This is a genomic window from Burkholderia sp. Bp9004 (assembly GCF_003858025.1).
GTDB classification, from domain to species: domain Bacteria; phylum Pseudomonadota; class Gammaproteobacteria; order Burkholderiales; family Burkholderiaceae; genus Burkholderia; species Burkholderia diffusa.
In genome coordinates, this window is sequence record NZ_QTQD01000002.1 from 42,488 (window position 1) to 65,375 (window position 22,888).

22 protein-coding genes are annotated in these 22,888 nt (G+C 66.6%); 19 read left to right on the forward strand and 3 right to left on the reverse strand.

Annotation, left to right across the window (positions count from 1 at the left end):
* Positions 1–56: 56 nt before the first annotated feature.
* The 17 genes from DIE08_RS02390 to DIE08_RS02470 all read left to right on the forward strand — a co-directional run bounded on the left by DIE08_RS02390 (position 57) and on the right by DIE08_RS02470 (position 18,015).
* Positions 57–500, forward strand: coding sequence for an HIT family protein (locus tag DIE08_RS02390; protein ID WP_059607671.1), 444 nt, complete (start codon positions 57–59; stop codon positions 498–500).
* Entirely contained in the window at positions 497–910 is a 414-nt protein-coding gene (locus DIE08_RS02395) for a gamma-butyrobetaine hydroxylase-like domain-containing protein (protein WP_011886002.1), read from the forward strand. The genes DIE08_RS02390 and DIE08_RS02395 overlap by 4 nt, the downstream gene beginning before the upstream one ends.
* 52 nt (positions 911–962) lie before the next feature.
* Positions 963–1,694, forward strand: a complete 732-nt coding sequence (gene ubiE / locus DIE08_RS02400; protein WP_124900917.1) for a bifunctional demethylmenaquinone methyltransferase/2-methoxy-6-polyprenyl-1,4-benzoquinol methylase UbiE — start codon at positions 963–965, stop codon at positions 1,692–1,694.
* A 41-nt stretch (positions 1,695–1,735) separates the two neighbouring features.
* Complete coding sequence (locus DIE08_RS02405) at positions 1,736–2,770, forward strand: Tim44 domain-containing protein (RefSeq protein WP_059607667.1); 1,035 nt, start codon at positions 1,736–1,738, stop codon at positions 2,768–2,770.
* Between the two features lie 164 nt (positions 2,771–2,934).
* Positions 2,935–3,561, forward strand: coding sequence for an SCP2 domain-containing protein (locus DIE08_RS02410; protein WP_124900918.1), 627 nt, complete (start codon positions 2,935–2,937; stop codon positions 3,559–3,561).
* Between the two features lie 12 nt (positions 3,562–3,573).
* Complete coding sequence (gene ubiB, locus DIE08_RS02415; RefSeq protein WP_124621295.1) at positions 3,574–5,151, forward strand: ubiquinone biosynthesis regulatory protein kinase UbiB; 1,578 nt, start codon at positions 3,574–3,576, stop codon at positions 5,149–5,151.
* Positions 5,152–5,168: 17 nt separating this feature from the next.
* Positions 5,169–5,795 (forward strand): SAM-dependent methyltransferase, encoded by a 627-nt coding sequence (locus DIE08_RS02420; RefSeq protein WP_124900919.1) that lies wholly within the window; start codon positions 5,169–5,171, stop codon positions 5,793–5,795.
* Between the two features lie 95 nt (positions 5,796–5,890).
* Positions 5,891–6,232, forward strand: a complete 342-nt coding sequence (locus DIE08_RS02425) for an FmdB family zinc ribbon protein (RefSeq protein WP_059607660.1) — start codon at positions 5,891–5,893, stop codon at positions 6,230–6,232.
* 61 nt (positions 6,233–6,293) lie between these two features.
* Complete coding sequence (locus tag DIE08_RS02430; RefSeq protein WP_006477842.1) at positions 6,294–6,944, forward strand: DUF502 domain-containing protein; 651 nt, start codon at positions 6,294–6,296, stop codon at positions 6,942–6,944.
* 67 nt (positions 6,945–7,011) lie between these two features.
* Positions 7,012–8,814, forward strand: coding sequence for an aspartate--tRNA ligase (gene aspS / locus DIE08_RS02435; protein WP_059607657.1), 1,803 nt, complete (start codon positions 7,012–7,014; stop codon positions 8,812–8,814).
* Positions 8,815–8,970: 156 nt separating this feature from the next.
* Entirely contained in the window at positions 8,971–9,465 is a 495-nt protein-coding gene (gene nudB, locus DIE08_RS02440; RefSeq protein WP_124900920.1) for a dihydroneopterin triphosphate diphosphatase, read from the forward strand.
* The gene (gene clsB, locus DIE08_RS02445; protein ID WP_059607656.1) at positions 9,462–10,736 is read left to right on the forward strand and encodes a cardiolipin synthase ClsB; all 1,275 of its coding nucleotides are present in this window, start codon (positions 9,462–9,464) and stop codon (positions 10,734–10,736) included. Before nudB ends, clsB begins: the two co-directional genes overlap by 4 nt.
* Positions 10,737–10,935: 199 nt before the next feature.
* Positions 10,936–11,535: a TetR/AcrR family transcriptional regulator gene (locus DIE08_RS02450; protein ID WP_006751498.1), complete on the forward strand. Its 600-nt coding sequence runs from the start codon at positions 10,936–10,938 to the stop codon at positions 11,533–11,535.
* Positions 11,536–11,593: 58 nt separating this feature from the next.
* On the forward strand, positions 11,594–13,381 hold the full coding sequence (locus tag DIE08_RS02455) for an acyl-CoA dehydrogenase C-terminal domain-containing protein (protein WP_059607654.1): 1,788 nt from the start codon (positions 11,594–11,596) through the stop codon (positions 13,379–13,381).
* 113 nt (positions 13,382–13,494) lie between these two features.
* The gene (locus DIE08_RS02460; RefSeq protein WP_124900921.1) at positions 13,495–15,930 is read left to right on the forward strand and encodes a 3-hydroxyacyl-CoA dehydrogenase/enoyl-CoA hydratase family protein; all 2,436 of its coding nucleotides are present in this window, start codon (positions 13,495–13,497) and stop codon (positions 15,928–15,930) included.
* Positions 15,931–15,956: 26 nt separating this feature from the next.
* Positions 15,957–17,156 (forward strand): acetyl-CoA C-acyltransferase, encoded by a 1,200-nt coding sequence (locus tag DIE08_RS02465; RefSeq protein ID WP_059607650.1) that lies wholly within the window; start codon positions 15,957–15,959, stop codon positions 17,154–17,156.
* Positions 17,157–17,247: 91 nt separating this feature from the next.
* Complete coding sequence (locus tag DIE08_RS02470) at positions 17,248–18,015, forward strand: enoyl-CoA hydratase (RefSeq protein ID WP_124900922.1); 768 nt, start codon at positions 17,248–17,250, stop codon at positions 18,013–18,015.
* Between the two features lie 18 nt (positions 18,016–18,033).
* Here DIE08_RS02470 and fdhD read toward each other — a convergent pair whose 3' ends face one another.
* Positions 18,034–18,864 (reverse strand): formate dehydrogenase accessory sulfurtransferase FdhD, encoded by an 831-nt coding sequence (fdhD, locus tag DIE08_RS02475; RefSeq protein WP_108064683.1) that lies wholly within the window; start codon positions 18,862–18,864, stop codon positions 18,034–18,036.
* A 113-nt stretch (positions 18,865–18,977) separates the two neighbouring features.
* Between fdhD and DIE08_RS02480 the strand changes: the two genes are divergently transcribed.
* Positions 18,978–19,460 (forward strand): nitrate reductase associated protein, encoded by a 483-nt coding sequence (locus tag DIE08_RS02480; protein ID WP_059528173.1) that lies wholly within the window; start codon positions 18,978–18,980, stop codon positions 19,458–19,460.
* Positions 19,461–19,507: 47 nt separating this feature from the next.
* Here the strand turns inward: DIE08_RS02480 and DIE08_RS02485 are convergent, their stop codons facing one another.
* Positions 19,508–19,903, reverse strand: a complete 396-nt coding sequence (locus tag DIE08_RS02485) for an acyl-CoA thioesterase (RefSeq protein WP_059607646.1) — start codon at positions 19,901–19,903, stop codon at positions 19,508–19,510.
* A 174-nt stretch (positions 19,904–20,077) separates the two neighbouring features.
* Between DIE08_RS02485 and DIE08_RS02495 the strand changes: the two genes are divergently transcribed.
* On the forward strand, positions 20,078–21,949 hold the full coding sequence (locus DIE08_RS02495) for an ABC transporter ATP-binding protein/permease (protein ID WP_124621303.1): 1,872 nt from the start codon (positions 20,078–20,080) through the stop codon (positions 21,947–21,949).
* Positions 21,950–22,159: 210 nt separating this feature from the next.
* Here the strand turns inward: DIE08_RS02495 and murU are convergent, their stop codons facing one another.
* Complete coding sequence (gene murU / locus DIE08_RS02500; protein WP_124900924.1) at positions 22,160–22,882, reverse strand: N-acetylmuramate alpha-1-phosphate uridylyltransferase MurU; 723 nt, start codon at positions 22,880–22,882, stop codon at positions 22,160–22,162.
* Positions 22,883–22,888 lie beyond the last annotated feature (6 nt).

Below are 22,888 nucleotides of genomic sequence, written 5' to 3' on the forward strand. Positions count from 1 at the left end.
GGATGAGAGCGGGCGCCTGCGCTGAAGCGCCGGCGCCCGTCCACATGGGAGCGACGATGGAATGCGTGTTTTGCCGTGAAGACGGCGGCGAGGTGCTCTGGCAGGACGATGCGCTGCGCGTCGTGCTGGCGACGGGCGAGCACGACTACCCGGGTTTCTGCCGGGTGATCTGGGGCGCGCACGTGGCCGAGTTCTCCGATCTCGGCGAACCCGAGCGGGCACACCTGATGCGCGTGGTCTACGCGGTCGAACGGGCAGTGCGCCGCGTGATGCAGCCGAACAAGGTGAATCTCGCGAGCCTCGGCAACATGGTGCCGCACGTGCACTGGCACGTGATCCCGCGCTTCTCCAACGACGCCCATTTCCCGCAGCCCGTCTGGGCGCCGCGCCAGCGCAGCGTGTCGGAGGCGCTGCTGCGCGCGCGCGCGGCGCAGGCCTCGCTGCTGCACAATGCGGTGCGCGAGGAAATTCAACGCATGACAGATTCGAGGCAGCCATGAGCGGTTTGACTTCCACGACGCCGATTCCGTCCGGCGTCGTCGTGCACGCGGTGTCGCGCGTGCTCGAATTGCAGTACCCGAACGGCGAGAGCTACCGGATTCCGTTCGAGCTGATGCGCGTTTATTCGCCGTCGGCCGAGGTGCGCGGCCACGGGCCAGGCCAGGAGACGCTGCAGACGGGCAAGCGCGAAGTGACGATCACCGCGCTCGAGGGCGTGGGCAACTACGCGCTGCAGCCGACGTTCTCGGACGGCCATTCGACCGGCATCTACTCGTGGGATCTGCTGTACGAACTGGCGACGCAGCAGGACGCGCTGTGGCGCGACTATTTCGACAAACTGAAGGCGGCGGGCGTCGAGCGCGACGCGCCGATGCAGGCGGCCCCCGCGCCGCACGGCCACTGCCACTGAAATCGACGGCGCCCGATCGGCGCCGTCTTGCCATTAACTGAGGATCAACGCGATGAGCAAAACCCACTTCGGCTTCGAAAGCGTCGAGGAAACCGAAAAAGCGAAGAAAGTGGCGGGTGTGTTCCATTCGGTCGCGAGCAACTACGATCTGATGAACGACCTGATGTCGGCGGGCATGCACCGCGCGTGGAAGGCGTTCACGATCGCGCAGGCGAACGTGCGCCCCGGCTTCAAGGTGCTCGACATCGCGGCTGGCACGGGCGACCTGACCAAGGCGTTCGCGAAGGCGGCGGGCCCGACGGGCGAGGTCTGGCACACCGACATCAACGAATCGATGCTGCGCGTCGGCCGCGACCGGCTGCTCGACAAGGGCATCGTGACGCCGTCGCTGCTGTGCGACGCCGAGAAAATCCCCTTTCCGGACAACTACTTCGATGTGGTCACGGTCGCGTTCGGGCTGCGCAACATGACGCACAAGGACGCCGCGCTCGCCGAGATGCGGCGCGTGACGAAGCCCGGCGGCCGCGTGATGGTGCTGGAATTCTCGAAAGTCTGGGATCCGCTGAAAAAAGCGTACGATTTGTATTCTTTCAAAGTATTACCGTGGCTTGGCGACAAGTTCGCGAAAGATGCTGAAAGTTACAGGTATCTTGCTGAATCTATCCGGATGCACCCCGATCAGGACACGCTGAAGACGATGATGGAACAAGCGGGCCTCGACGCCGTCAAATATTACAATTTGTCAGGTGGCGTGGTAGCTTTACACATGGGAACCAAGTACTAAGGGGTTCTTTCCATACATTCGCCTTACATCTGGAGAAAGTGATGTCCGAATCGCGTTCGTTGTTCAACCGTAGCAAGCCGTCGAAGCCGTGGGCTCGACGGGTCGGCACGCTGCTGATGGTCGGCCTGCTCACGGCCGGCACGTTCGCATCGCTCGATGCCGAAGCCAAGCGCATGGGCGGCGGGCGCAGCATCGGCCGTCAAAACTCCACCGTCACGCAGCGCCAAGCTACGCCGCCTGCGCAGCAGCCGATGCAGCAGGCCGCGCCGGCGCAGGCGCAGCGCGCGAACCCGGCCGCACCGGCTCCGGCCGCGCAGCCGAACCGCTCGCGCTGGCTCGGGCCGATCGCCGGTCTCGCGGCCGGCCTCGGCATCGCGGCGCTGCTGTCGCACTTCGGCCTGGGCGGCGCGTTCGCGAGCATGATGGCGAACGTCATCGTGATCGCATTGCTCGCGATGGTCGGCATCTGGCTGATCCGCAAGTTCATGAACCGTCGCCGCCCGCACGAACCGGCGTACTCGGTGGGCGGTTCGGCATCGTCGTCGGGCGGCTACTCGCAGAGCCCGTCGTTCCAGCAGGGCAGCACCGGTAACAACTATGCCGGCAGCGGCAGCAGCTATGCGAACGAAGCGCAAGGCGTGTTCGGCGGCGGCGCAGCCGCCGCCGGCGCGGCGGGTGCGATGGCGGCCGCGCCGCTGCAGGTGCCGGCGGGCTTCGACACCGAAGCGTTCCTGCGCAGCGCGAAGGTCTATTTCGTGCGCCTGCAGGCCGCGTGGGACCAGGGCAACCTGGCCGACATCCGCGAGTTCACGACGCCCGAAATGTTCGCCGAGATCAAGATCGACCTCGATTCGCGCGGCAACGAGTCGAACCAGACCGACGTCGTGCAGCTCGACGCGGAGCTGGTCGCGATCGAGGATCGCGGCATCGAGCAGTCGGCGAGCGTGCGCTTCCACGGGCTGATCCGCGAATCGGCGAATGCGTCGGCCGCACCGTTCGACGAGGTGTGGAACCTGTCGAAGTCGGGCAGTCAGGGCTGGCTGCTCGCGGGCATCCAGCAACTCAACACGCATTGAGCGTGACCGGCGGCCCGCGCCGCCGGATGCCTGGTCGACGGCTGCCGCACTGCGACCGCTTGCCGCCTGGGTGTGCGGTTGGCCGCGGTCTACCGACGATCCGACGTTACAATAGAAACCCGCGTGGGCGCCCGGCCCGCGCGGGTTTTTTCTTTCCCAGCCCGATGACCTTTGCCGCCAAGCCTTTTGCTGCTGCTGTCAATCACCTGCTCGCGCGCGAATCGTGGGCGCGCGACCGCCTGATCCCCTACGCAGGCAAGACCGCCCGGCTCGACGTGCCGCCCGTCACGCTGACGCTGCTCGTGCAGCCCGACGGCTATCTGTCCGCTGTGGAAGCGCACGATGCGAAACACGTCGACGTGTCGATCGCACTCGCGGGCGACACCGTCGCCGCATTCCTGCAGGGCGGCCAGGCGGCCGTGATGAAGCACGTGAAGATCGAGGGGAACGCGGAGTTCGCGACGCAGATCGCGAAGCTGGCCGAGCACCTGCGCTGGGAACCTGAGGAAGATCTCGCGAAGCTGGTCGGCGACGCGGCGGCGCACCGGATCGCGACGGTCGTGCGCGACGCCGGCGCGCGCGCGCGCCGCACCGGCCGCAACGTGCTCGATTCCGTCGCCGAATACTGGCTCGACGAAAACCCGCAAGTCGTCCGGCGCACGGTGCTCGGCGGTTTCGACGCCGAACTGGCGCGTGCGCGCGATGCGCTCGCGCGGGTCGAAAAGCGGGTCGAGCGACTCGAACAAAAAATCGGCGCGCGCACGGGTTCCGGCCCGCGCGGCGCGCACTGAGGGCCGCAGGGCATGCGCATTTTCCGTTTCATCAAGATTGTCTATACCGTCATCCGCTTTGGCCTCGACGAAGTGATGCTGTCCCGGATCGACGACCGGCGCGTGAAGCTGCTGTTGCGGATCACGACGATCGGCCGCCGCTATTCCGATCCGCCCGCCGTGCGGCTGCGTCACGCGCTCGAAAGCCTCGGCCCGATCTTCGTGAAGTTCGGCCAGGTGCTGTCGACACGCCGCGACCTGCTGTCGGTCGATTTCGCGAACGAACTCGCGAAGCTGCAGGACCAGGTGCCGCCGTTCGATTCGGCGGTCGCGATCGCGATCATCGAGAAGTCGCTCGGCGCGCCGGTCGACGAGCTGTTCGACGAATTCGAGCGCGAGCCGGTCGCGAGCGCGTCGATCGCGCAGGTGCACTTCGCGAAGCTCAAGCAGGGCGTGCACGCGGGCAAGGCCGTCGCGGTCAAGGTGCTGCGCCCGAACATGCTGCCGGTGATCGATTCGGACCTCGCGCTGATGCGCGACATCGCGACGTGGACGGAGCGCATGTGGGCAGACGGCCGGCGCCTGAAGCCGCGCGAAGTCGTCGCCGAATTCGACAAGTATCTGCACGACGAGCTGGACCTGATGCGCGAGGCCGCGAACGGCAGCCAGCTGCGCCGCAACTTCGCGGGCCTCGACCTGCTGCTCGTGCCCGAGATGTTCTGGGATTTCTCGACGTCGCAGGTGCTCGTGATGGAGCGCATGACCGGCGTGCCGATCAGCCAGGTCGAGACGCTGCGCTCGGCCGGCGTCGATATCAAGAAGCTCGCGCGCGAAGGTGTCGAGATCTTCTTCACGCAGGTGTTCCGCGACGGTTTCTTTCATGCGGACATGCACCCGGGCAACATCCAGGTGAGCCTCGATCCGAACACGTTCGGCCGCTATATCGCGCTCGATTTCGGGATCGTCGGCGCGTTGTCGGATTTCGACAAGAACTACCTCGCGCAGAACTTCCTCGCCTTCTTCAAGCGCGACTACCACCGCGTCGCGACGCTGCACCTCGAATCGGGCTGGGTGCCGCCCGAGACACGCGTCGAGGAGCTCGAAAGCGCGATCCGCGCGGTGTGCGAGCCGTATTTCGACCGCGCACTGAAGGACATCTCGCTCGGTCAGGTGCTGATGCGTCTGTTCTCGACGTCGCGCCGCTTCAACGTCGAGATCCAGCCGCAGCTCGTGCTGCTGCAGAAGACGATGCTGAACGTCGAGGGGCTCGGCCGTTCCCTCGATCCTGAACTCGACCTGTGGAAGACGGCGAAGCCGTATCTCGAGCGCTGGATGACCGAGCAGATCGGCCTGCGCGGCTGGTACGAGCGCTTCAAGGTCGAAGCGCCGCAGTGGAGCAAGACGCTGCCGCAACTGCCGCGCCTGATCCACCACGCGATGGCGGCGCACCACGACGCACCGCGCGCGGCGAGCGAGGACCTGATGCGTCAGATCCTCGTCGAGCAGAAACGTACCAACCGGCTGCTGCAGGCATTGCTGATCTTCGGCCTTGCCGTCGGCGTCGGGGCGCTCGTCGCGCGCGTGCTGCTCGCGCTCGCATACGGCGCATGACCGAAGGGAGCCGCGCGATGTCCGAACCGAAACGACCGCCCGCATCGAGCACCGCCGATTTCGAGACGCGCGACCCCGGCAACGCCGCGTTCTGGGACGAGCGTTTCGCGCGCGGCGTGACGCCGTGGGAGTTCGGCGGCGTGCCGAACGGGTTTCGCGCGTTTGCCCAGCGCCTCGAGCCTTGTGCGGTGCTGATTCCGGGCTGCGGCAGTGCGCAGGAGGCCGGCTGGCTCGCGCGGGCCGGCTGGCCCGTGCGCGCGATCGATTTCTCGGCGCAGGCGGTGGCGGCGGCGAAGGCGCAGCTCGGCGCGCATGCGGACGTCGTGGAGCAGGCCGATTTCTTCGCGTACCGACCGCCGTTCGATGTGCAGTGGGTGTACGAGCGCGCGTTCCTGTGCGCGTTGCCGCCGAGCCTGCGCGCCGGCTATGCGGCGCGGATGGCCGAACTGCTGCCCGCCGGTGCGCTGCTGGCCGGTTATTTCTTCGTGACGGCCAAACCAAAGGGGCCGCCGTTCGGCATCGAGCGCGCGGAACTCGATGCGCTGCTCGCGCCGCACTTCGAACTGATCGAGGATCTGCCGGTGACCGATTCGCTGGCCGTGTTCGAAGGGCACGAGCGCTGGCTCACGTGGCGCCGTCGCTGAAGCTCGGGCGTCGCGGCCGTTGCCGGAGCGCGCCGGGGTTTCAGCTATAATTCAAGGTTTTGCAAGCCGTTTCCAGTTTCTGCGGGAAAAATATCATGCCGATCTACGCCTATCGATGCGAAGCGTGCGGTTTCGCGAAGGACGTGCTCCAGAAGATGAGCGACGCGCCGCTGTCGCAATGCCCCGAATGCGGGAAGGATGCTTTTCGCAAGCAGGTCACCGCCGCCGGCTTCCAGCTGAAGGGCTCCGGCTGGTATGTCACCGATTTCCGCGGTGGCTCGAGCGGCACCAGCGCGCCGGCGACGGCGTCCGGCGACACGGCGGCAACACCGGCCGCCGCGGCGCCTGCGGCAGCCGCGCCCGCTGCCGCGAGCTCCGAAAGTACGACGACGAGCGCCGCGCCCGCCCCGGCTGCAGCGCCCGCCGCCAGCAGTTGACTGTCGCGGCCCGGCCGGGCCGCGACCAACCCGCGCTTCCGGCGCGGTTCATTGACGGCAGATGATGAAAAAGACGACCCTGAAAACGGTGTTCCTGACCGGCCTGCTGGTTCTCGTCCCGCTCGCGATCACGCTGTGGGTGCTCGGCCTCATCATCGGCACGATGGACCAGACGCTGCTGCTGTTGCCCGAATCGTGGCAGCCGGAGCGGATGCTCGGCTTCCACCTGCCGGGGATCGGCGCGGTGCTGACGCTCGCGTTCATCTTCGTCGTCGGGCTGGCCACGCAGAACTTCATCGGCCAGAAGCTCGTCACGTGGTGGAACGCGGTCGTGCGTCACATCCCGGTCGTCGGGCCGATCTACACGAGCGTCAAGCAGGTGTCGGACACGCTGCTGTCGAGCAGCGGCAACGCGTTCCGCAAGGCGCTGCTGATCGAATACCCGCGTCGCGGCTCGTATACGATTGCGTTTCTGACCGGCACGCCCGGCGGCGACGTGGTCAACCATCTGACGGAAGAGTACGTGAGCGTGTACGTGCCCACGACGCCGAACCCGACGTCGGGCTTCTTCCTGATGCTGCCGAAGAGCGAAGTCATCGAACTCGACATGTCGGTCGATGCCGCGCTCAAGTACATCGTCTCGATGGGCGTCGTGGCGCCTTCGGCGCCGGCTCCGGCGCCCGCCCGCCGTCCCGTCGAGCCGCCGCTGTAAGTAAAGAATCATCGCCCGGGCCGCGCGTTGCGGCACCCGTTGATCAAACCGAACGAAAGCAAACATCATGTCGATGCGTACTGAATACTGCGGTCTCGTGACCGAACACCTGCTGGGCCAAACCGTGTCGCTGTGCGGCTGGGTGCAGCGCCGCCGCGATCACGGCGGTGTGATCTTCATCGACCTGCGCGATCGTGAAGGCCTCGTGCAGGTGGTGTGCGATCCGGATCGCGCGGAGATGTTCGCGACCGCCGAAGGCGTGCGCAACGAGTTCTGCGTGCAGATCAAGGGTCTCGTGCGCAACCGTCCGGAAGGCACGGTCAACGCCGGCCTGAAGAGCGGCAAGATCGAAGTGCTGTGCCACGAGCTGATCGTGCTGAACGCGTCGGTCACGCCGCCGTTCCAGCTCGACGACGACAACCTGTCGGAAACGACGCGTCTCACGCACCGCGTGCTCGACCTGCGCCGTCCGCAGATGCAGCACAACCTGCGCCTGCGCTACCGCGTCGCGATCGAAGCGCGCAAGTACCTCGACGAGCAGGGCTTCATCGACATCGAAACGCCGATGCTGACGAAGAGCACGCCGGAAGGCGCGCGCGACTACCTCGTGCCGTCGCGCGTGAACGCGGGGCAGTTCTTCGCGCTGCCGCAGTCGCCGCAGCTGTTCAAGCAGCTGCTGATGGTCGCGAACTTCGACCGTTACTACCAGATCACCAAGTGCTTCCGCGACGAGGACCTCCGTGCCGACCGTCAGCCGGAATTCACGCAGATCGACTGCGAGACGTCGTTCCTCGGCGAGCAGGAAATCCGCGACCTGTTCGAAGACATGATCCGTCACATCTTCAAGACGACGATCGACGTCGAACTCGACGCGAAATTCCCGGTGATGCCGTACTCGGAAGCGATGGCGCGTTTCGGTTCGGACAAGCCGGACCTGCGTGTGCAACTCGAATTCACCGAGCTGACCGACGCGATGAAGGACGTCGACTTCAAGGTGTTCAGCACGCCGGCCAACGCGAAGGACGGCCGTGTCGCGGCGCTGCGCGTGCCGAAGGGCGGCGAGCTGTCGCGCGGCGACATCGACGGTTACACGGAATTCGTGCGCATCTACGGCGCGAAGGGCCTCGCCTGGATCAAGGTCAACGAGAAGGCGAAGGGCCGCGACGGCCTGCAAAGCCCGATCGTCAAGAACCTGCACGACGCATCGATCGCGGCGATCCTCGAGCGCACCGGCGCTGAAGACGGCGACATCATCTTCTTCGCGGCCGACCGTGCGAAGGTCGTCAACGACAGCCTCGGCGCACTGCGCCTGAAGATCGGCCATTCGGAATTCGGCAAGGCGAACGGCCTCGTCCAGGCCGGCTGGAAGCCGCTGTGGGTCGTCGACTTCCCGATGTTCGAATACGACGACGAAGACGCGCGCTACGTCGCCGCGCACCACCCGTTCACCAGCCCGAAGGACGAGCACCTCGAGTACCTCGAGACGGATCCGGGCCGTTGCCTCGCGAAGGCGTACGACATGGTGCTGAACGGCTGGGAAATCGGCGGCGGCTCGGTGCGTATCCACCGCGAGGAAGTGCAGAGCAAGGTGTTCCGCGCGCTGAAGATCGGTGCGGAAGAAGCGCAGGCGAAGTTCGGCTTCCTGCTGGACGCGCTGCAGTACGGCGCGCCGCCGCACGGCGGTATCGCGTTCGGTCTCGATCGCATCGTCACGATGATGGCCGGCGCCGACTCGATCCGCGACGTGATCGCGTTCCCGAAGACGCAGCGTGCGCAGGATCTGCTCACGCAGGCGCCGAGCCCGGTCGACGAGCGTCAGCTGCGCGAGCTGCACATCCGTCTGCGTCAGCCGGAACAGCCGAAGGCGTAACGCTTGTCACAGGTCGTGTGCGCGGCGACGCGCGCACGACGTCCAACGAAAAAGGCGCCGTTGTGCGCCTTTTTCGCTTTTTGCGGTACAGTCGCAGCACTTGCCGCACGTTTGGGCCCAGGCCCGGCGCACGGCCCTGTGCCGCATGAAACAAAGATGACGAAGCCGCCGAAAATCCCCGAATCCGTTCTCGTCGTGATCTACACGCCCGAACTCGACGTACTGGTGATCAAGCGTGCCGACCAGCCCGATTTCTGGCAATCGGTGACCGGATCGAAGGACGCGCTCGACGAGCCGCTCGCGCTCACGGCCGCGCGCGAAGTCGCCGAGGAAACCGGCATCTCGGTCGGGTCGCCCGACGTGCCGGCCACCGCGCTGATCGACTGGCACCACCGGATCGAATACAGCATCTATCCGCAATACCTGCATCGCTATGCGCCGGGCGTCACGCGCAATATCGAGCACTGGTTCGGCCTGTGCGTGCCGCGCCGCGTCGACGTGACGCTGTCGCCGCGCGAGCATGTCGACTACGCATGGCTGCCGTTCCGCGAAGCGGCCGCGCGCTGCTTTTCGCCGTCGAATGCCGAAGCGATCCTGCAACTGCCCGTGCGCGTGTCGCTCGCGCAATCGCCGCACGGCTCTTCCGCATGAATGCGGAAACCCGCAAGCGCTTCGCGCAATTGCGGCAGATGTTCCTGCAGGAGCGCGGCTCCGCGTCGCGGCTCGCGTTCACGGCCGGCAACACGGTGCGCCTTTGCGAGACCGGCAACGAATTCTTCCACGCGCTGATCGAACGGATCGATGCGGCGCGCGAGCAGGTGATGCTCGAAACCTACATCTTCTGCGACGACGCGGCCGGCCGCCCGGTGTCGGATGCGCTGATTCGCGCGGCGCAGCGCGGCGTGCGCGTGCGCGTGATCACCGACGGCGTCGGCACCGCGCGCCTGCCGCTGTTCGATACGTGGGCCGAGGCCGGTGTCGAGCACTGCATCTACAACCGCTTCCTGTTCGGCCGCTTCGGCTTCTCGCGCACGCACCGCAAGCTCGCGGTGATCGATCATGCGGTCGCGTTCTGCGGCGGCATCAACATCGTCGACGACTACACGCAGGGCAGCGCGACGCTGCCGTTCCCGCGCTGGGATTTCGCGGTCGAGATGGCCGGGCCGGCGGTGTCGGACGTGCGCGCCGCGTTCGAGCTGCAGTGGCACCGCATCCAGTTCGGCCACAAGCCGTATGCGCAGTACGCGGCGGGGCTGCACGGCGGTGAGGCGTTCCCGGACATGTTCCGGCGCTGGATGCGCAGCCACCGGTGGATCAAGGCCGGTGCGCTGCGCGTCGTGACGGAGCCGAGCGTCGCGTTCGTCGCGCGCGACAATGTCGTGAACCGCCGCGCGATCGAGAAGGCGTATCTCGCCGCAATCGGCCAGGCGCGCCAGCGGATCCTGCTCGCGAATCCGTATTTCATGCCGGGCCGCAAGCTGCGCCGCGCGCTGACGGGCGCCGCACGCCGCGGCGTCGACGTGCGGATCCTGATCGGCCGTAACGAGTTCACGGCGCTCGATACGGCCGTGCCGTTCCTGTATCACGCGCTGCTGCGTGCGGGCGTGCGCGTGGCGGAATACGACAAGACGATCCTGCACGGCAAAGTGGCGGTGATCGACGACAACTGGGCGACCGTCGGCTCGTCGAACCTCGACGCGCTGAGCCTGATGCTGAACAACGAGGCGAACGTCGTGCTGGTGCGCTACGATGAGATCACCAACGAACTGCGCGACGCAATCGCGGCCGCCTTCACCGAAGGCCGTGAAATTGATGCCGCCCGGTATGCCGCACGGCCGCGCATCGAGCGTATGCTGAACTGGCTCGCGTACAACACGTACCGCATCGTGATGAAGGCGCTGACGGTCGGTGGTTACGACTGACGAAGACTAAGCGTTCGCTTCAAAAATCTGTCCGCACGTTCGTGCGGAAAAGCCGCTCCGGTCCCGCCGGAATCGCGCAAAATAGCGGCTCGGTTAGACACCGGTTTCTAATAATTTCCTTGTTTCGCGAGCGGCCGCACTCAATAATAGTACGGCCGTTCGATTTTATTCGAACCCCCGAACGGTTACAGAAATAGCTATGCGAAAAGGCGAACAGACGCGTGCCGCGATACTCGAAGCTGCTTTGGACCTCGCCAGCCGTGACGGGCTGGAGGGGCTGACGATCGGCCTGCTGGCCGAGCGCATGCAGATGAGCAAGAGTGGTGTGTTCGCGCACTTCGGATCGCGCGAGGACCTGCAGGTCGAGGTCGTCCGCGAGTATCACCATCGTTTCGAAAACGAGGTGTTCTTTCCGAGCCTGCGTGAGCCGCGAGGCTTGCCGCGCCTCCGGGCGATGCTGGCCCGCTGGACGGAGAAGCGCATCCAGGAAGTGACGACCGGATGCATCTACATCAGCGGCGCCGTCGAGTACGACGACCGGCCCGACAGCCCCGTGCGCGAGCAGTTGATCGCGAGCGTGACGGCCTGGCGTGCCGCGATGCTGCGTGCCATTTCGCAGGCGAAGGAAGAAGGCCATCTGCGTGCGGATACGGATCCGGACCTGATGCTCTTCGAGTTGTACAGCTTCACGCTCGGCCTGCATCACGACGCACGATTCCTGCATTCGCCGGATGCCGTGCGCCTCACGTGGGCCGCGCTGGAAAAGACGATCGTTTCGTATCAGAGCGAGAGCCGTTAGCGGCGCGTGATCCGCCCGCCAGGAGCTCGAGCCGTTTTGCCCACCTTTGGAGAGAGTCATGGGACAGTACGCCGCGCCGCTGCGCGACATGCAATTCGTGTTGCACGAGCTTCTGAACGTCGAAGCCGAGGTCAAGCAAATGCCGCGGCATGCGGACCTCGACGCCGACACGATCAACCAGGTCCTCGAGGAGGCGGGCAAGTTCTGCTCCGAGGTACTGTTCCCGCTGAACCAGGTCGGCGACCGTGAAGGCTGCACGTATGAAGGCGACGGCGTCGTGAAGACCCCGACCGGCTTCAAGGAAGCGTACCAGCAGTACGTCGAGGCCGGCTGGCCGGCGCTCGGCTGCGATCCGGACTACGGCGGCCAGGGCCTGCCCGCGTTCGTGAACAACGCGCTCTACGAAATGCTGAACTCGGCGAACCAGGCGTGGACGATGTATCCGGGCCTGTCGCACGGCGCCTACGAATGCCTGCATGCGCACGGCGCGCCGGAACTCCAGAAGCAGTATCTGCCGAAGCTCGTGTCGGGCGAATGGACGGGCACGATGTGCCTGACCGAGCCGCACTGCGGCACCGACCTCGGCATCCTGCGCACCAAGGCCGAACCGAACGGCGACGGCTCGTACTCGATCAGCGGCACGAAGATCTTCATCTCGAGCGGCGAGCACGACATGTCGAAGAACATCGTCCACCTCGTGCTCGCACGCCTGCCGGACGCACCGCAGGGCACCAAGGGGATCTCGCTGTTCATCGTGCCGAAGTTCATTCCGGACGCCGCGGGCGAGCCGGGCGAGCGCAACGGCATCAAGTGCGGCTCGATCGAACACAAGATGGGCATCCACGGCAACTCGACGTGCGTGATGAACCTCGACAACGCGAAGGGCTGGATGGTCGGCGAGCCGAACAAGGGCCTCAACGCGATGTTCGTGATGATGAACGCCGCGCGTCTGGGCGTCGGCATGCAGGGTCTGGGTCTCACGGAAGTCGCGTACCAGAACTCGCTGACGTACGCGAAGGAGCGCCTGCAGATGCGCTCGCTGACGGGCCCGAAGGCACCGGACAAGCCGGCCGACCCGATCATCGTGCACCCGGACGTGCGCCGCATGCTGCTCACGCAGAAGGCCTACGCCGAAGGCGCGCGCGCGTTCACGTACTGGTCCGCGCTGCAGATCGACAAGGAACTGTCGCACGCTGACGAAGCGGTGCGCAAGGAAGCGGCCGATCTCGTCGCGCTGCTCACGCCGATCATCAAGGCGTTCCTGACCGACAACGCGTTCGAGTCGACCAACCACGCGATGCAGATCTACGGCGGCCACGGCTTCATCTCCGAGTGGGGCATGGAGCAGTACGTGCGCGACGCGCGGATCAACATGATCTACGAAGGCACGAACTCGATCCAGTCGCTCGACCTGCTGGGCCGCAAGGTGCTCGGCGACATGGGCGCGAAGCTGAAGAAATTCGGCAAGCTCGTCACGGAATTCGCGGAAGCCGAAGGCGTGAAGCCGGAAATGGCCGAGTTCATCAACCCGCTCGCCGACATCGGCGACAAGGTGCAGAAGCTGACGATGGAAATCGGCATGAAGGCGATGCAGAACCCGGACGAAGTCGGCGCTGCCGCCGTGCCGTACCTGCGCACCGTGGGCCACCTGGTGTTCTCGTACTTCTGGGCGCGCATGGCGCGCCTCGCCCTCGACAAGGAAGCGTCGGGCGACCCGTTCTACAAGTCGAAGCTCGCGACCGCACGCTTCTACTTCGCGCGCCTGCTGCCCGAAACGGCGGCGACGATCCGCGCCGCGCGCGCCGGTTCGAAGACGCTGATGGAAGTCGACGAATCGCTGTTCTGACGCGAGTCCGGGCGGAGCGCGCCGAGCGCCGCCCGAACGCAACGGTTCCTGGTACTCAATTCGCCGTGCAGCCCTCACAACCCGCGCTGCACGACACTATCCGGAGACATCCCGTGAGCAATTTCCTGATTCGCAAGGTCGCCGTGCTGGGCGCCGGCGTGATGGGCGCGCAGATCGCCGCGCATCTCGTCAACGCGCGCGTGCCGGTGCTGCTGTTCGACCTGCCGGCCAAGGAAGGCCCGAAAAACGCGATCGCGCTGAAGGCGATCGAGAACCTGAAGAAGCTGTCGCCCGCGCCGTTCGGCGTGAAGGACGATGCGAAATATCTCGAAGCCGCGAACTATGAAGACGACATCGCGAAGCTCGCCGAATGCGACGTCGTGATCGAGGCGATCGCCGAGCGGATGGACTGGAAGCACGACCTGTACAAGAAGGTCGCGCCGCACATCGCACCGAATGCGATTTTCGCGACCAACACGTCGGGCCTGTCGATCACGAAGCTGTCCGAAGGTTTCTCGGACGAGCTCAAATCGCGCTTTTGCGGCGTGCACTTCTTCAACCCGCCGCGCTACATGCACCTCGTCGAGCTGATCCCGACCGCGCATACGCGCCCGGAGATCCTCGACCAGCTCGAAACCTTCCTGACGAGCATCGTCGGCAAGGGCGTCGTGCGCGCGAAGGACACGCCGAACTTCATCGCGAACCGCGTCGGCATCTTCTCGATCCTCGCGGTGATCACCGAGGCTGCGAAGTTCGGCCTGCGCTTCGATGAAGTCGACGACCTGACGGGCAGCCGCCTCGGCCGCGCGAAGTCGGCGACGTTCCGCACGGCGGACGTGGTCGGCCTCGACACGATGGCGCACGTGATCAAGACGATGCAGGACAACCTCGCCGACGATCCGTTCTTCCCGGTCTACCAGACGCCTGCCGTGCTCGCCGAACTGGTGAAGCAGGGCGCGCTCGGCCAGAAGACGGGCGGCGGCTTCTACAAGAAGGAAGGCAAGGCGATCAAGGTGCTCGACGCGAAGACGGGCACTTACGTCGATTCGGGTGCGAAGGCGGACGAAACCGTCGGCCGCATCCTGAAGCGCCCGCCGGCGGAACGCCTGAAGCTGCTGCGCGAGACGGACCATCCGCACGCGCAGTTCCTGTGGTCGATCTTCCGCGACGTGTTCCACTACATCGGCGTGCATCTGGAGTCGATCGCCGACAATGCGCGTGACGTCGACCTCGCGATCCGCTGGGGCTTCGGCTGGAACGAAGGCCCGTTCGAAGGCTGGCAGGCTGCCGGCTGGAAGCAGGTTGCCGAGTGGGTGCAGGAAGACATCGCGGCCGGCAAGGCACTCGCGAACGTGCCGCTGCCGTCGTGGGTGCTCGAAGGCGCGGTTGCCGAGAAGGGCGGCGTGCACACGGCCGAAGGCTCGTGGGCGCCTGCTTCGAAGCGCTTCGTGCCGCGTTCCGACCTCGCCGTCTACGGCAAGCAGGTGTTCCGCGCGCCGCTCGTCGGCGAAGCCGGCGCCGATCCGAAGACGTACGGCAAGACGCTGTTCGAAACCGACGCGGTGCGTGCATGGGTCGACGACCGTGCGGGCGAGGACGACGTCGTGATCGTGTCGTTCAAGTCGAAGATGAACACGATCGGGCCGAGCGTGATCGACGGCCTCGTGCAGGCGATCGAGCTCGCGGAGAAGGACTACAAGGGCGTGGTGATCTGGCAGCCGACGTCGCTGAAGCTCGGCACGCCGGGTGGCCCGTTCTCGGCCGGTGCGAACCTCGAAGAGGCGATGCCCGCGTTCATGATGGGCGGCGCGAAGGGCATCGAGCCGTTCGTGAAGAAGTTCCAGGAAGGCATGCTGCGCGTGAAGTACGCGAACGTGCCGGTCGTTGCGGCCGTGTCGGGCATCGCGCTCGGCGGCGGGTGCGAACTGATGCTGCACAGCGCGAAGCGCGTCGTGCACGTCGAGAGCTACATCGGTCTCGTCGAAGTGGGCGTCGGCCTCGTGCCGGCCGGCGGCGGCCTGAAGGAAGCGGCGCTGCGCGCGGCGGATGCGGCAACGGCCGCGAACGCGACCACCGACATCCTGAAGTTCGTCACGAAGTCGTTCGAGAACGCGGCGATGGCCAAGGTTTCGTCGTCGGCGCACGATGCACGCGCGATGGGCTACCTGAAGCCGTCCGACACGATCATCTTCAACGTGTTCGAGCTACTCGACACCGCGAAGAAGGAAGCACGCGCGCTGGCGGCCGTCGGCTACCGTGCGCCGCTGCGCGCGAAGGACGTGCCGGTCGCAGGCCGCTCGGCGATCGCGACGATCAAGGCATCGCTCGTCAACATGCGTGACGGCCGCTTCATCAGCGACCACGACTACCTGATCGCGAGCCGTATCGCCGAAGCCGTGTGTGGCGGCGACGTCGAAGCCGGCAGCCTCGTCGACGAGCAGTGGCTGCTCGCACTCGAGCGCCGCGCGTTCGTCGAGCTGCTCGGCACGCAGAAGACGCAGGAACGGATCATGGGCATGTTGCAGACCGGCAAGCCGGTGCGTAACTGAGCGAGCGACAAGGCAAGGAGTCTGAAATGAGCAAACAACTGCAAGACGCATACATCGTCGCCGCAAGCCGCACCCCGATCGGCAAGGCTCCGCGCGGTGTCTTCAAGAACACGCGCCCCGACGAGCTGCTGGTTCACGCGATCAAGTCGGCGGTCGCGCAGGTGCCCGGCCTCGACACGAAGGTGATCGAGGACGCGATCATCGGCTGCGCGATTCCGGAAGCCGAGCAGGGCCTGAACGTCGCCCGCATGGGCGCGCTGCTCGCGGGGCTGCCGCAGACGGTCGGCGGCGTGACGGTCAACCGCTTCTGCGCGTCGGGCATCACGGCGCTGGCGATGGCGGCGGACCGCATCCGCGTTGGCGAATCGGACGCGCTGCTCGCGGGCGGCTGCGAATCGATGAGCATGGTGCCGATGATGGGTAACAAGCCGTCGATGTCGCCGCACATCTTCGATCGCAGCGAGGATTTCGGCATTGCATACGGGATGGGCCTGACCGCCGAGCGCGTCGCCGAGCAGTGGAAGGTGAGCCGCGAAGACCAGGACGCGTTCTCGGTCGAATCGCACCGCAAGGCGCTCGCCGCCCAGCAGGCCGGCGAGTTCGGCGACGAAATCGCCGCGTACACGATCACCGAGCGTTTCCCGAACCTGGCGACGGGCGAAGTCGACGTGAAGACGCGCGAGATCAAGCTCGACGAAGGTCCGCGTGCGGATACGTCGATCGAAGGCCTCGCGAAGCTGCGCACGGTGTTCGCGAACAAGGGCTCGGTCACGGCCGGCAACAGCTCGCAGACGTCGGATGGCGCGGGTGCGCTGCTCGTCGTGTCGGAGAAGGTGCTGAAGGAGTTCAACCTGACGCCGCTCGCGCGCTTCGTGAGCTTCGCGGTGCGTGGCGTGCCGCCGGAAATCATGGGCATCGGCCCGAAGGAAGCGATTCCGGCCGCGCTGAAGGCCGCAGGCCTGAAGCAGGACGATCTCGACTGGATCGAGCTGAACGAAGCGTTCGCCGCGCAATCGCTGGCGGTGATGCGCGATCTCGGCCTCGACCCGTCGAAGGTCAACCCGATGGGCGGTGCGATCGCACTCGGCCACCCGCTCGGCGCGACCGGCGCGATCCGCGCGGCGACCGTCGTGCACGGCCTGCGTCGCCGTAACCTGAAGTACGGGATGGTCACGATGTGCGTCGGCACCGGCATGGGCGCCGCGGGCATCATCGAACGCCTGTAAGCGGGGCGGGACAAGAGCGACGACGGTGCGCGGGCCACGAGCTCGCGCACCGTTTTTTCATTCCGATAGAGGAAAGTCAAAGGAGACGGTTGTGGCCGAAATTCAAGTGGAACGCGCCGACGGCGTGATGACGATCACGATCGCGCGCCCGGCGAAGAAGAACGCGCTGACGGCGGCGATGTACCAGACGATGGCCGATGCGCTCGCCGACGCGCAGGAAGACAAGGCGGTCCGCGTGATCCTGCTGCGCGGCAGCGACGGCAACTTCAGCGCGGGGAACGATCTCGAGGATTTCCTGAAGGCGCCGCCGAAGGACGAAAACGCGTCGGTATTCCAGTTTCTCGCGCGGATCAGCAGCGCGACCAAGCCGATCGTCGCGGCGGTGCCGGGCATCGCCGTTGGCGTCGGCGTGACGATGCTGCTGCACTGCGATCTCGTCTACGCGGCCGACACCGCGGCGTTCTCGCTGCCGTTCGCGCAGCTCGGGCTGTGCCCGGAAGCCGCGTCGAGCGTGCTGCTGCCGCGCCTGGCCGGCCATCAGGTCGCCGCTGAAAAGCTGCTGCTCGGCGAAGCCTTCGACGCGCTGGAAGCGCACCGCATCGGCATCGTCAATCGCGTGCTGCCGGTCGCGGAGCTCGACGCATTCGCGGCGAAGCAGGCCGCGAAACTCGCGGCGCTGCCGGCGTCGTCGCTGCGCGTGACGAAGGCGCTGTTGAAGGAGACGGGAGGCGTGGCCGTTGCCGCGCGGATGAGCGAGGAGGCCGGCCATTTCTCCGCGATGCTGCGCGCGCCGGAGGCACGCGAGGCGATGACGGCGTTCTTCGAGAAGCGCAAGCCGGATTTCCGTCAGTTCGACTGACGGCACGGCCCGACGGCATCAGGCCGTGCCGTAATCGACGTGGCCGGTTTCGCGGCAGAAGCAGAGCAGCCGGAGGCCGGCCGCCTTCGCGATCTCGATCGCGAGCGACGACGGCGCTGAGATCGTCGCGACCATCGGGATCCCGACCCGCGCCGACTTGCGCACGAGCTCGTAGCTCGCGCGGCTCGACAGGAACACGAAGCCGTCGGTCGCGTCGGCGCGCGACAGCACGAGCGAGCCGATCAGCTTGTCGAGCGCGTTGTGGCGTCCGACATCCTCGAACGCCATCCGGATCGCGCCTGTTGCGTCGCACCACGCGGCCGCATGCAGGCCACCGGTGAGTCTCGTGAGCGCCTGGTGCGCCGGCAGCGCGTGGGCCGCGCGCGCGAGCGCGTCGGGCGCGAGGCGCGCGAGAAAGCCGGTATCGGGCACCCGTTCGGGCGCGAGGTCGAGCAGGTCGATGCTCTCGATCCCGCACACGCCGCAGCCGGTGCGCCCCGCGAGCGCGCGGCGGCGGTCCTTCAGCGCGGCGAACGCCTGCTGGACGACCTCCAGATGCACCTCCGCGTGCGGCAGCGACGCGTCGGCGTGGAGGATCACCTCGATGTCCTTGATGTCGCTGCCGCGTTCGACGATCCCTTCCGAGATCGCGAAGCCGACCGCGAACGCCTCGAGGTCGCGCGGCGTGCACATCATCACCGCGTGCGAGATGCCGTTGAAGACCAGCGCGACCGGCCATTCCTGGCCGACGTAGTCGTGCGCGGTTTCGACGGCGCCGCCGCGCGTGCGGCGCACGGACAGCTCGATTGCGCCGCGCGGTTCTTCTGTTTCAGTCGGATTCACGAGCACTCCCGTTGATTCGAGGCAGGGCGGCGACGATCGTGTCCGCCGCTCGCGCGCAGAGGTTCTAAAATACCTCAGGCAGGCCGGCCGCGCCGGCATCCGCCACTCAGGTAACGACCATGGGACTCAGCGACGCTCCGCTGCTATTCAATTTCGAACACGATTCGTCGGAAAACCTGACGTACATCCCGATGATCGTGCGTTTCAATCTCGACCGTTTCGGTCTGCGGATTTCGCTGGAGCAGTGGCAACTGCTGCCGCTCGAGGACCGCAAACTGCTCGCGCGCTTTCCGGCCGACGACGACACCGCGATCGAGCCCAATTTCGATCACGCGCTGTTCGAAATGCTGCGCACGCACGCCGACCTCGAACCGTCGTGGTTCCAGCCGGACGAGCAGCCGAGCTGGCGCGCGACCGATTCGGTGCCGGACGCGCTTGTGCAGCAGAGCGCGCTTGCCGGGCTGCCGGCGCCCGCGCTCGCGCAGTGGCAGCGGCTCGCGCCGTTCCAGCGCTACGTGCTGATGAAGCTGTCGCGCAAGCCGAAGCTGAACCACGATTTCCTGCCCGCGATGCGGGAGTTCGGGCTGACGGCCACGCACTGAGGCGGCCGCGGGCCGGTGGAGGGCGCCGTCGCACGGCGCTCCGCCCGTCAGAGCGGCGGCAGTTGGCGCGGCTTGCGGTCAGTGCCGGTCGCGACGTAGGTGAGGGTTGCTTCGGTGACCTTCACGATTTCACCCATCAGGCGCATGCGCTGCGCGTACACCTCGACGTCGACCGTGATCGACGTGTTGCCGGTGCGCATGATGGTCGCGTAGAAGCTGAGCAGATCGCCGACGAACACCGGCTGCTTGAACACGAACGAGTTGACCGCGACCGTCGCGACGCGACCGTTGGCGCGCTGGCTCGCGGGGATCGAGCCGGCGATGTCGACCTGCGACATGATCCAGCCGCCGAACACGTCGCCGTGGACGTTCGCGTCGTGCGGTTGCGGGACGACGCGCAGCGCGGGTTGCTTTTGCGGGAGTTCGAGGGTCGAATCGGTCATGGCGGGGGCTTTCATCCTGTAATAAACATGCCGCCGCGCGCAGGCCGGCCGGCGAGGGCGCCGGCAGCGGCGCGAAGCGGCTTCTGCGACAATACAACGTTCGCAAATTGTACGAGAAAGTGACCAAGCCGGCCGCCGATGCACGCGCCCGGCGCCGCCGCCGATCCTTCCCCCATGCGCCGATTTCCTGCTTCCGGCGAGCCCGCGCCGGCTTCGACCGGGCCCCGCAACGACTGGCAGACCATCCGGTCGTTGCTGCCGTACCTGACCACCTACAAATGGCGCGTCGCGCTCGCGCTCGGCTGCCTGATCGGTGCAAAGGTCGCCAACCTCGGCGTGCCGGTCGTGATGAAGCGCATCGTCGACCACCTGTCCTACGTCCAGCAGATCACCGCGCTCGGCCGCGCCGAACAGTCGGCCGGCATCGTGCTCGCGGGCGGCGTGGGGCTGCTGGTCGTCGCGTATGCGCTCGTGCGGCTGTCGACGTCGCTGTTCACCGAGCTGCGTGAGATCCTGTTCTCGAAGGTCACCGAGAGCGCGGTGCGCCAGCTCGCGCTGCAGGTGTTCCGGCATCTGCACGGGCTGTCGCTGCGGTTTCACCTGGAGCGCCAGACGGGCGGCATGTCGCGCGACATCGAGCGCGGCACGCGCGGCATCCAGCAGCTGATTTCGTATTCGCTGTACAGCATCCTGCCGACGCTCGTCGAGGTCGGGCTCGTGCTCGGCTTCTTCGTGGTCAAGTACGAGGCCTATTACGCCTACGTGACGTTCGCGGCGCTGGTCACCTACATCGTGTTCACGGTGAAGGTCACCAACTGGCGCACGCATTTCCGCCGCACGATGAACGAACTCGATTCGCGCGCCAACTCGCGGGCGATCGATTCGCTGATCAACTACGAGACGGTGAAGTACTTCGGCAACGAGGAGTGGGAAGCGCAGCGCTACGACGAGAACCTGAAGCGCTACCGGAAGGCCGCGATTCGTTCGCAGAATTCGCTGTCGGTGCTGAACTTCGGCCAGCAGGCGATCATCGGCACGGGGCTCGTGTTCATCCTGTGGCGCGCGACGCAGGGCGTGCTCGCGGGCAAGCTGACGCTCGGCGATCTCGTACTGATCAACACGTTCATGCTGCAGCTGTACATTCCGCTGAACTTTCTCGGCGTCGTCTATCGCGAACTGAAGCAGAGCCTCACCGACATGGACCGCATGTTCGGGCTGCTGTCGGCGGCGAAGGAAGTGGCCGACCTGCCCGATGCGCGGCCGCTCGCGGTGGCCGGCGCGCAGGTGCGTTTCGAGCACGTAAATTTCGCGTACGAGCCGGCGCGGCAGATCCTGCACGACGTGACGTTTACGATCGACGCGGGCACGACGACCGCGGTGGTCGGCCACAGCGGCTCCGGGAAGTCGACGCTGTCGCGGCTGCTGTTCCGCTTCTACGATCTCGACCGGCAGACGGGCGGTGCGATCCGGATCGACGGCCAGGACATTCGCGACGTCACGCAGGACTCGCTGCGTGCATCGATCGGGATCGTGCCGCAGGACACCGTGCTGTTCAACGACTCGATCTACTACAACATCGCCTATGGCCGGCCGACCGCGACCCGAGACGAAGTGATCGCGGCCGCGCGCGCCGCGCACATCCACGACTTCATCGAGAGCTTGCCGAAGGGCTATGACACGCCGGTCGGCGAGCGCGGGCTCAAGCTGTCGGGCGGCGAGAAGCAGCGCGTCGCGATCGCGCGCACGCTGCTGAAGAATCCGCCGGTGCTGCTGTTCGACGAGGCGACGTCGGCGCTCGATTCGCGCTCGGAGCGTGCGATCCAGCACGAACTCGACCAGATCGCGCGGCACCGCACGACGCTCGTGATCGCGCACCGGCTGTCGACGGTCGTGCATGCGCAGCAGATTCTCGTGATGGACCACGGGCGGATCGTCGAGCGCGGCACGCACGACGAACTCGTGCGCGCGGACGGGCTGTATGCGCAGATGTGGGCGCTGCAGCAGCAGCGCGCGGCGGCGGGCGGGGAAGCGGCCGAGGCCGCGTGAGCGTGGATGTTGCGCCGGGCGGTGCGGGAACGGTCCGTTCGCCGGCCGTTCGGCATCGGGCGGCGTTGCGCCGTCACGGCCCGGCGCTGCGGTGCAGCGTTCGCGGCATTTGATCCAGGCGCGGCCTGCCGGCGATCGGCCGGGCCGTCATCGGCCTTTCGGGCCCTTGGCCGCCACGCCGGGTGGCCCGACGGTCAGCCGCGAATCAGCTCAGCCCGCGGCGGCACGCAGCCGCGCATCCAGTTCGCCGAGCTGCGCGGGCGTGCCGACGTTCTCCCAGATACCTTCATACAATTCGCCGCTCGCGCGGCCGGCCTCGATGGTCGCCTTGAAGTACGGCGTCAGCGGCCGGTGCGTGCCGGGCACGATGTCGCGGAACATCCGCGTGTCGTACACGCCGATGCTGCCGAACGTGACACGCGGCGCGCCGGCGAGTGCCAGCCGGCCGTCGTCGCGGAGCACGAAATCGCCGTCCGGATGGAACGGCGGGTTCGGCACCATCACGAGATGCATCGCGGGCGCGTCGAGCGCGGCCATCCGCGCGGCGTGGGCGGCGAGCGTCCGGTAGTCGAATGCGCAGTACACGTCACCCGCGACCGCCGCGAACACCGTCGGCTGGCCGTCGCGCTCGAGCAGCGGCAGCGCCTGCGCGATGCCGCCGGCGGTTTCCAGCGCGTCGCCTTCGGCCGAATACGCGAGCCGCACGCCCCAGCGCGAGCCGTCGCCGAGCGTTGCCTCGAGCTGTTCGCCGAGCCACGCGTGGTTGATCACGATCGTCTCGATGCCCGCGCGCGCGAGCGCCTCGATCTGCCAGACGATCAGCGGCTTGCCGCCGACTTCGAGCAGCGGCTTCGGGCGGGTGTCGGTCAGCGGGCGCATCCGTTCGCCGCGTCCGGCGGCGAAGATCATCGCCGTGGTCAGGGTAGTGCTCATGTTCGG

Excerpts from the sequence above, each read along its gene's own strand:
- DIE08_RS02390 (WP_059607671.1), top strand. The coding sequence starts at position 57 with ATGGAATGCGTGTTTTGCCGTGAAGACGGCGGCGAGGTGCTCTGGCAG.
- DIE08_RS02395 (WP_011886002.1), top strand. The coding sequence starts at position 497 with ATGAGCGGTTTGACTTCCACGACGCCGATTCCGTCCGGCGTCGTCGTG.
- ubiE (WP_124900917.1), top strand. The coding sequence starts at position 963 with ATGAGCAAAACCCACTTCGGCTTCGAAAGCGTCGAGGAAACCGAAAAA.
- DIE08_RS02405 (WP_059607667.1), top strand. The coding sequence starts at position 1,736 with ATGTCCGAATCGCGTTCGTTGTTCAACCGTAGCAAGCCGTCGAAGCCG.
- DIE08_RS02410 (WP_124900918.1), top strand. The coding sequence starts at position 2,935 with ATGACCTTTGCCGCCAAGCCTTTTGCTGCTGCTGTCAATCACCTGCTC.
- ubiB (WP_124621295.1), top strand. The coding sequence starts at position 3,574 with ATGCGCATTTTCCGTTTCATCAAGATTGTCTATACCGTCATCCGCTTT.
- DIE08_RS02420 (WP_124900919.1), top strand. The coding sequence starts at position 5,169 with ATGTCCGAACCGAAACGACCGCCCGCATCGAGCACCGCCGATTTCGAG.
- DIE08_RS02425 (WP_059607660.1), top strand. The coding sequence starts at position 5,891 with ATGCCGATCTACGCCTATCGATGCGAAGCGTGCGGTTTCGCGAAGGAC.
- DIE08_RS02430 (WP_006477842.1), top strand. The coding sequence starts at position 6,294 with ATGATGAAAAAGACGACCCTGAAAACGGTGTTCCTGACCGGCCTGCTG.
- aspS (WP_059607657.1), top strand. The coding sequence starts at position 7,012 with ATGTCGATGCGTACTGAATACTGCGGTCTCGTGACCGAACACCTGCTG.
- nudB (WP_124900920.1), top strand. The coding sequence starts at position 8,971 with ATGACGAAGCCGCCGAAAATCCCCGAATCCGTTCTCGTCGTGATCTAC.
- clsB (WP_059607656.1), top strand. The coding sequence starts at position 9,462 with ATGAATGCGGAAACCCGCAAGCGCTTCGCGCAATTGCGGCAGATGTTC.
- DIE08_RS02450 (WP_006751498.1), top strand. The coding sequence starts at position 10,936 with ATGCGAAAAGGCGAACAGACGCGTGCCGCGATACTCGAAGCTGCTTTG.
- DIE08_RS02455 (WP_059607654.1), top strand. The coding sequence starts at position 11,594 with ATGGGACAGTACGCCGCGCCGCTGCGCGACATGCAATTCGTGTTGCAC.
- DIE08_RS02465 (WP_059607650.1), top strand. The coding sequence starts at position 15,957 with ATGAGCAAACAACTGCAAGACGCATACATCGTCGCCGCAAGCCGCACC.
- DIE08_RS02480 (WP_059528173.1), top strand. The coding sequence starts at position 18,978 with ATGGGACTCAGCGACGCTCCGCTGCTATTCAATTTCGAACACGATTCG.
- DIE08_RS02485 (WP_059607646.1), bottom strand. The coding sequence starts at position 19,903 with ATGACCGATTCGACCCTCGAACTCCCGCAAAAGCAACCCGCGCTGCGC.
- DIE08_RS02495 (WP_124621303.1), top strand. The coding sequence starts at position 20,078 with ATGCGCCGATTTCCTGCTTCCGGCGAGCCCGCGCCGGCTTCGACCGGG.
- murU (WP_124900924.1), bottom strand. The coding sequence starts at position 22,882 with ATGAGCACTACCCTGACCACGGCGATGATCTTCGCCGCCGGACGCGGC.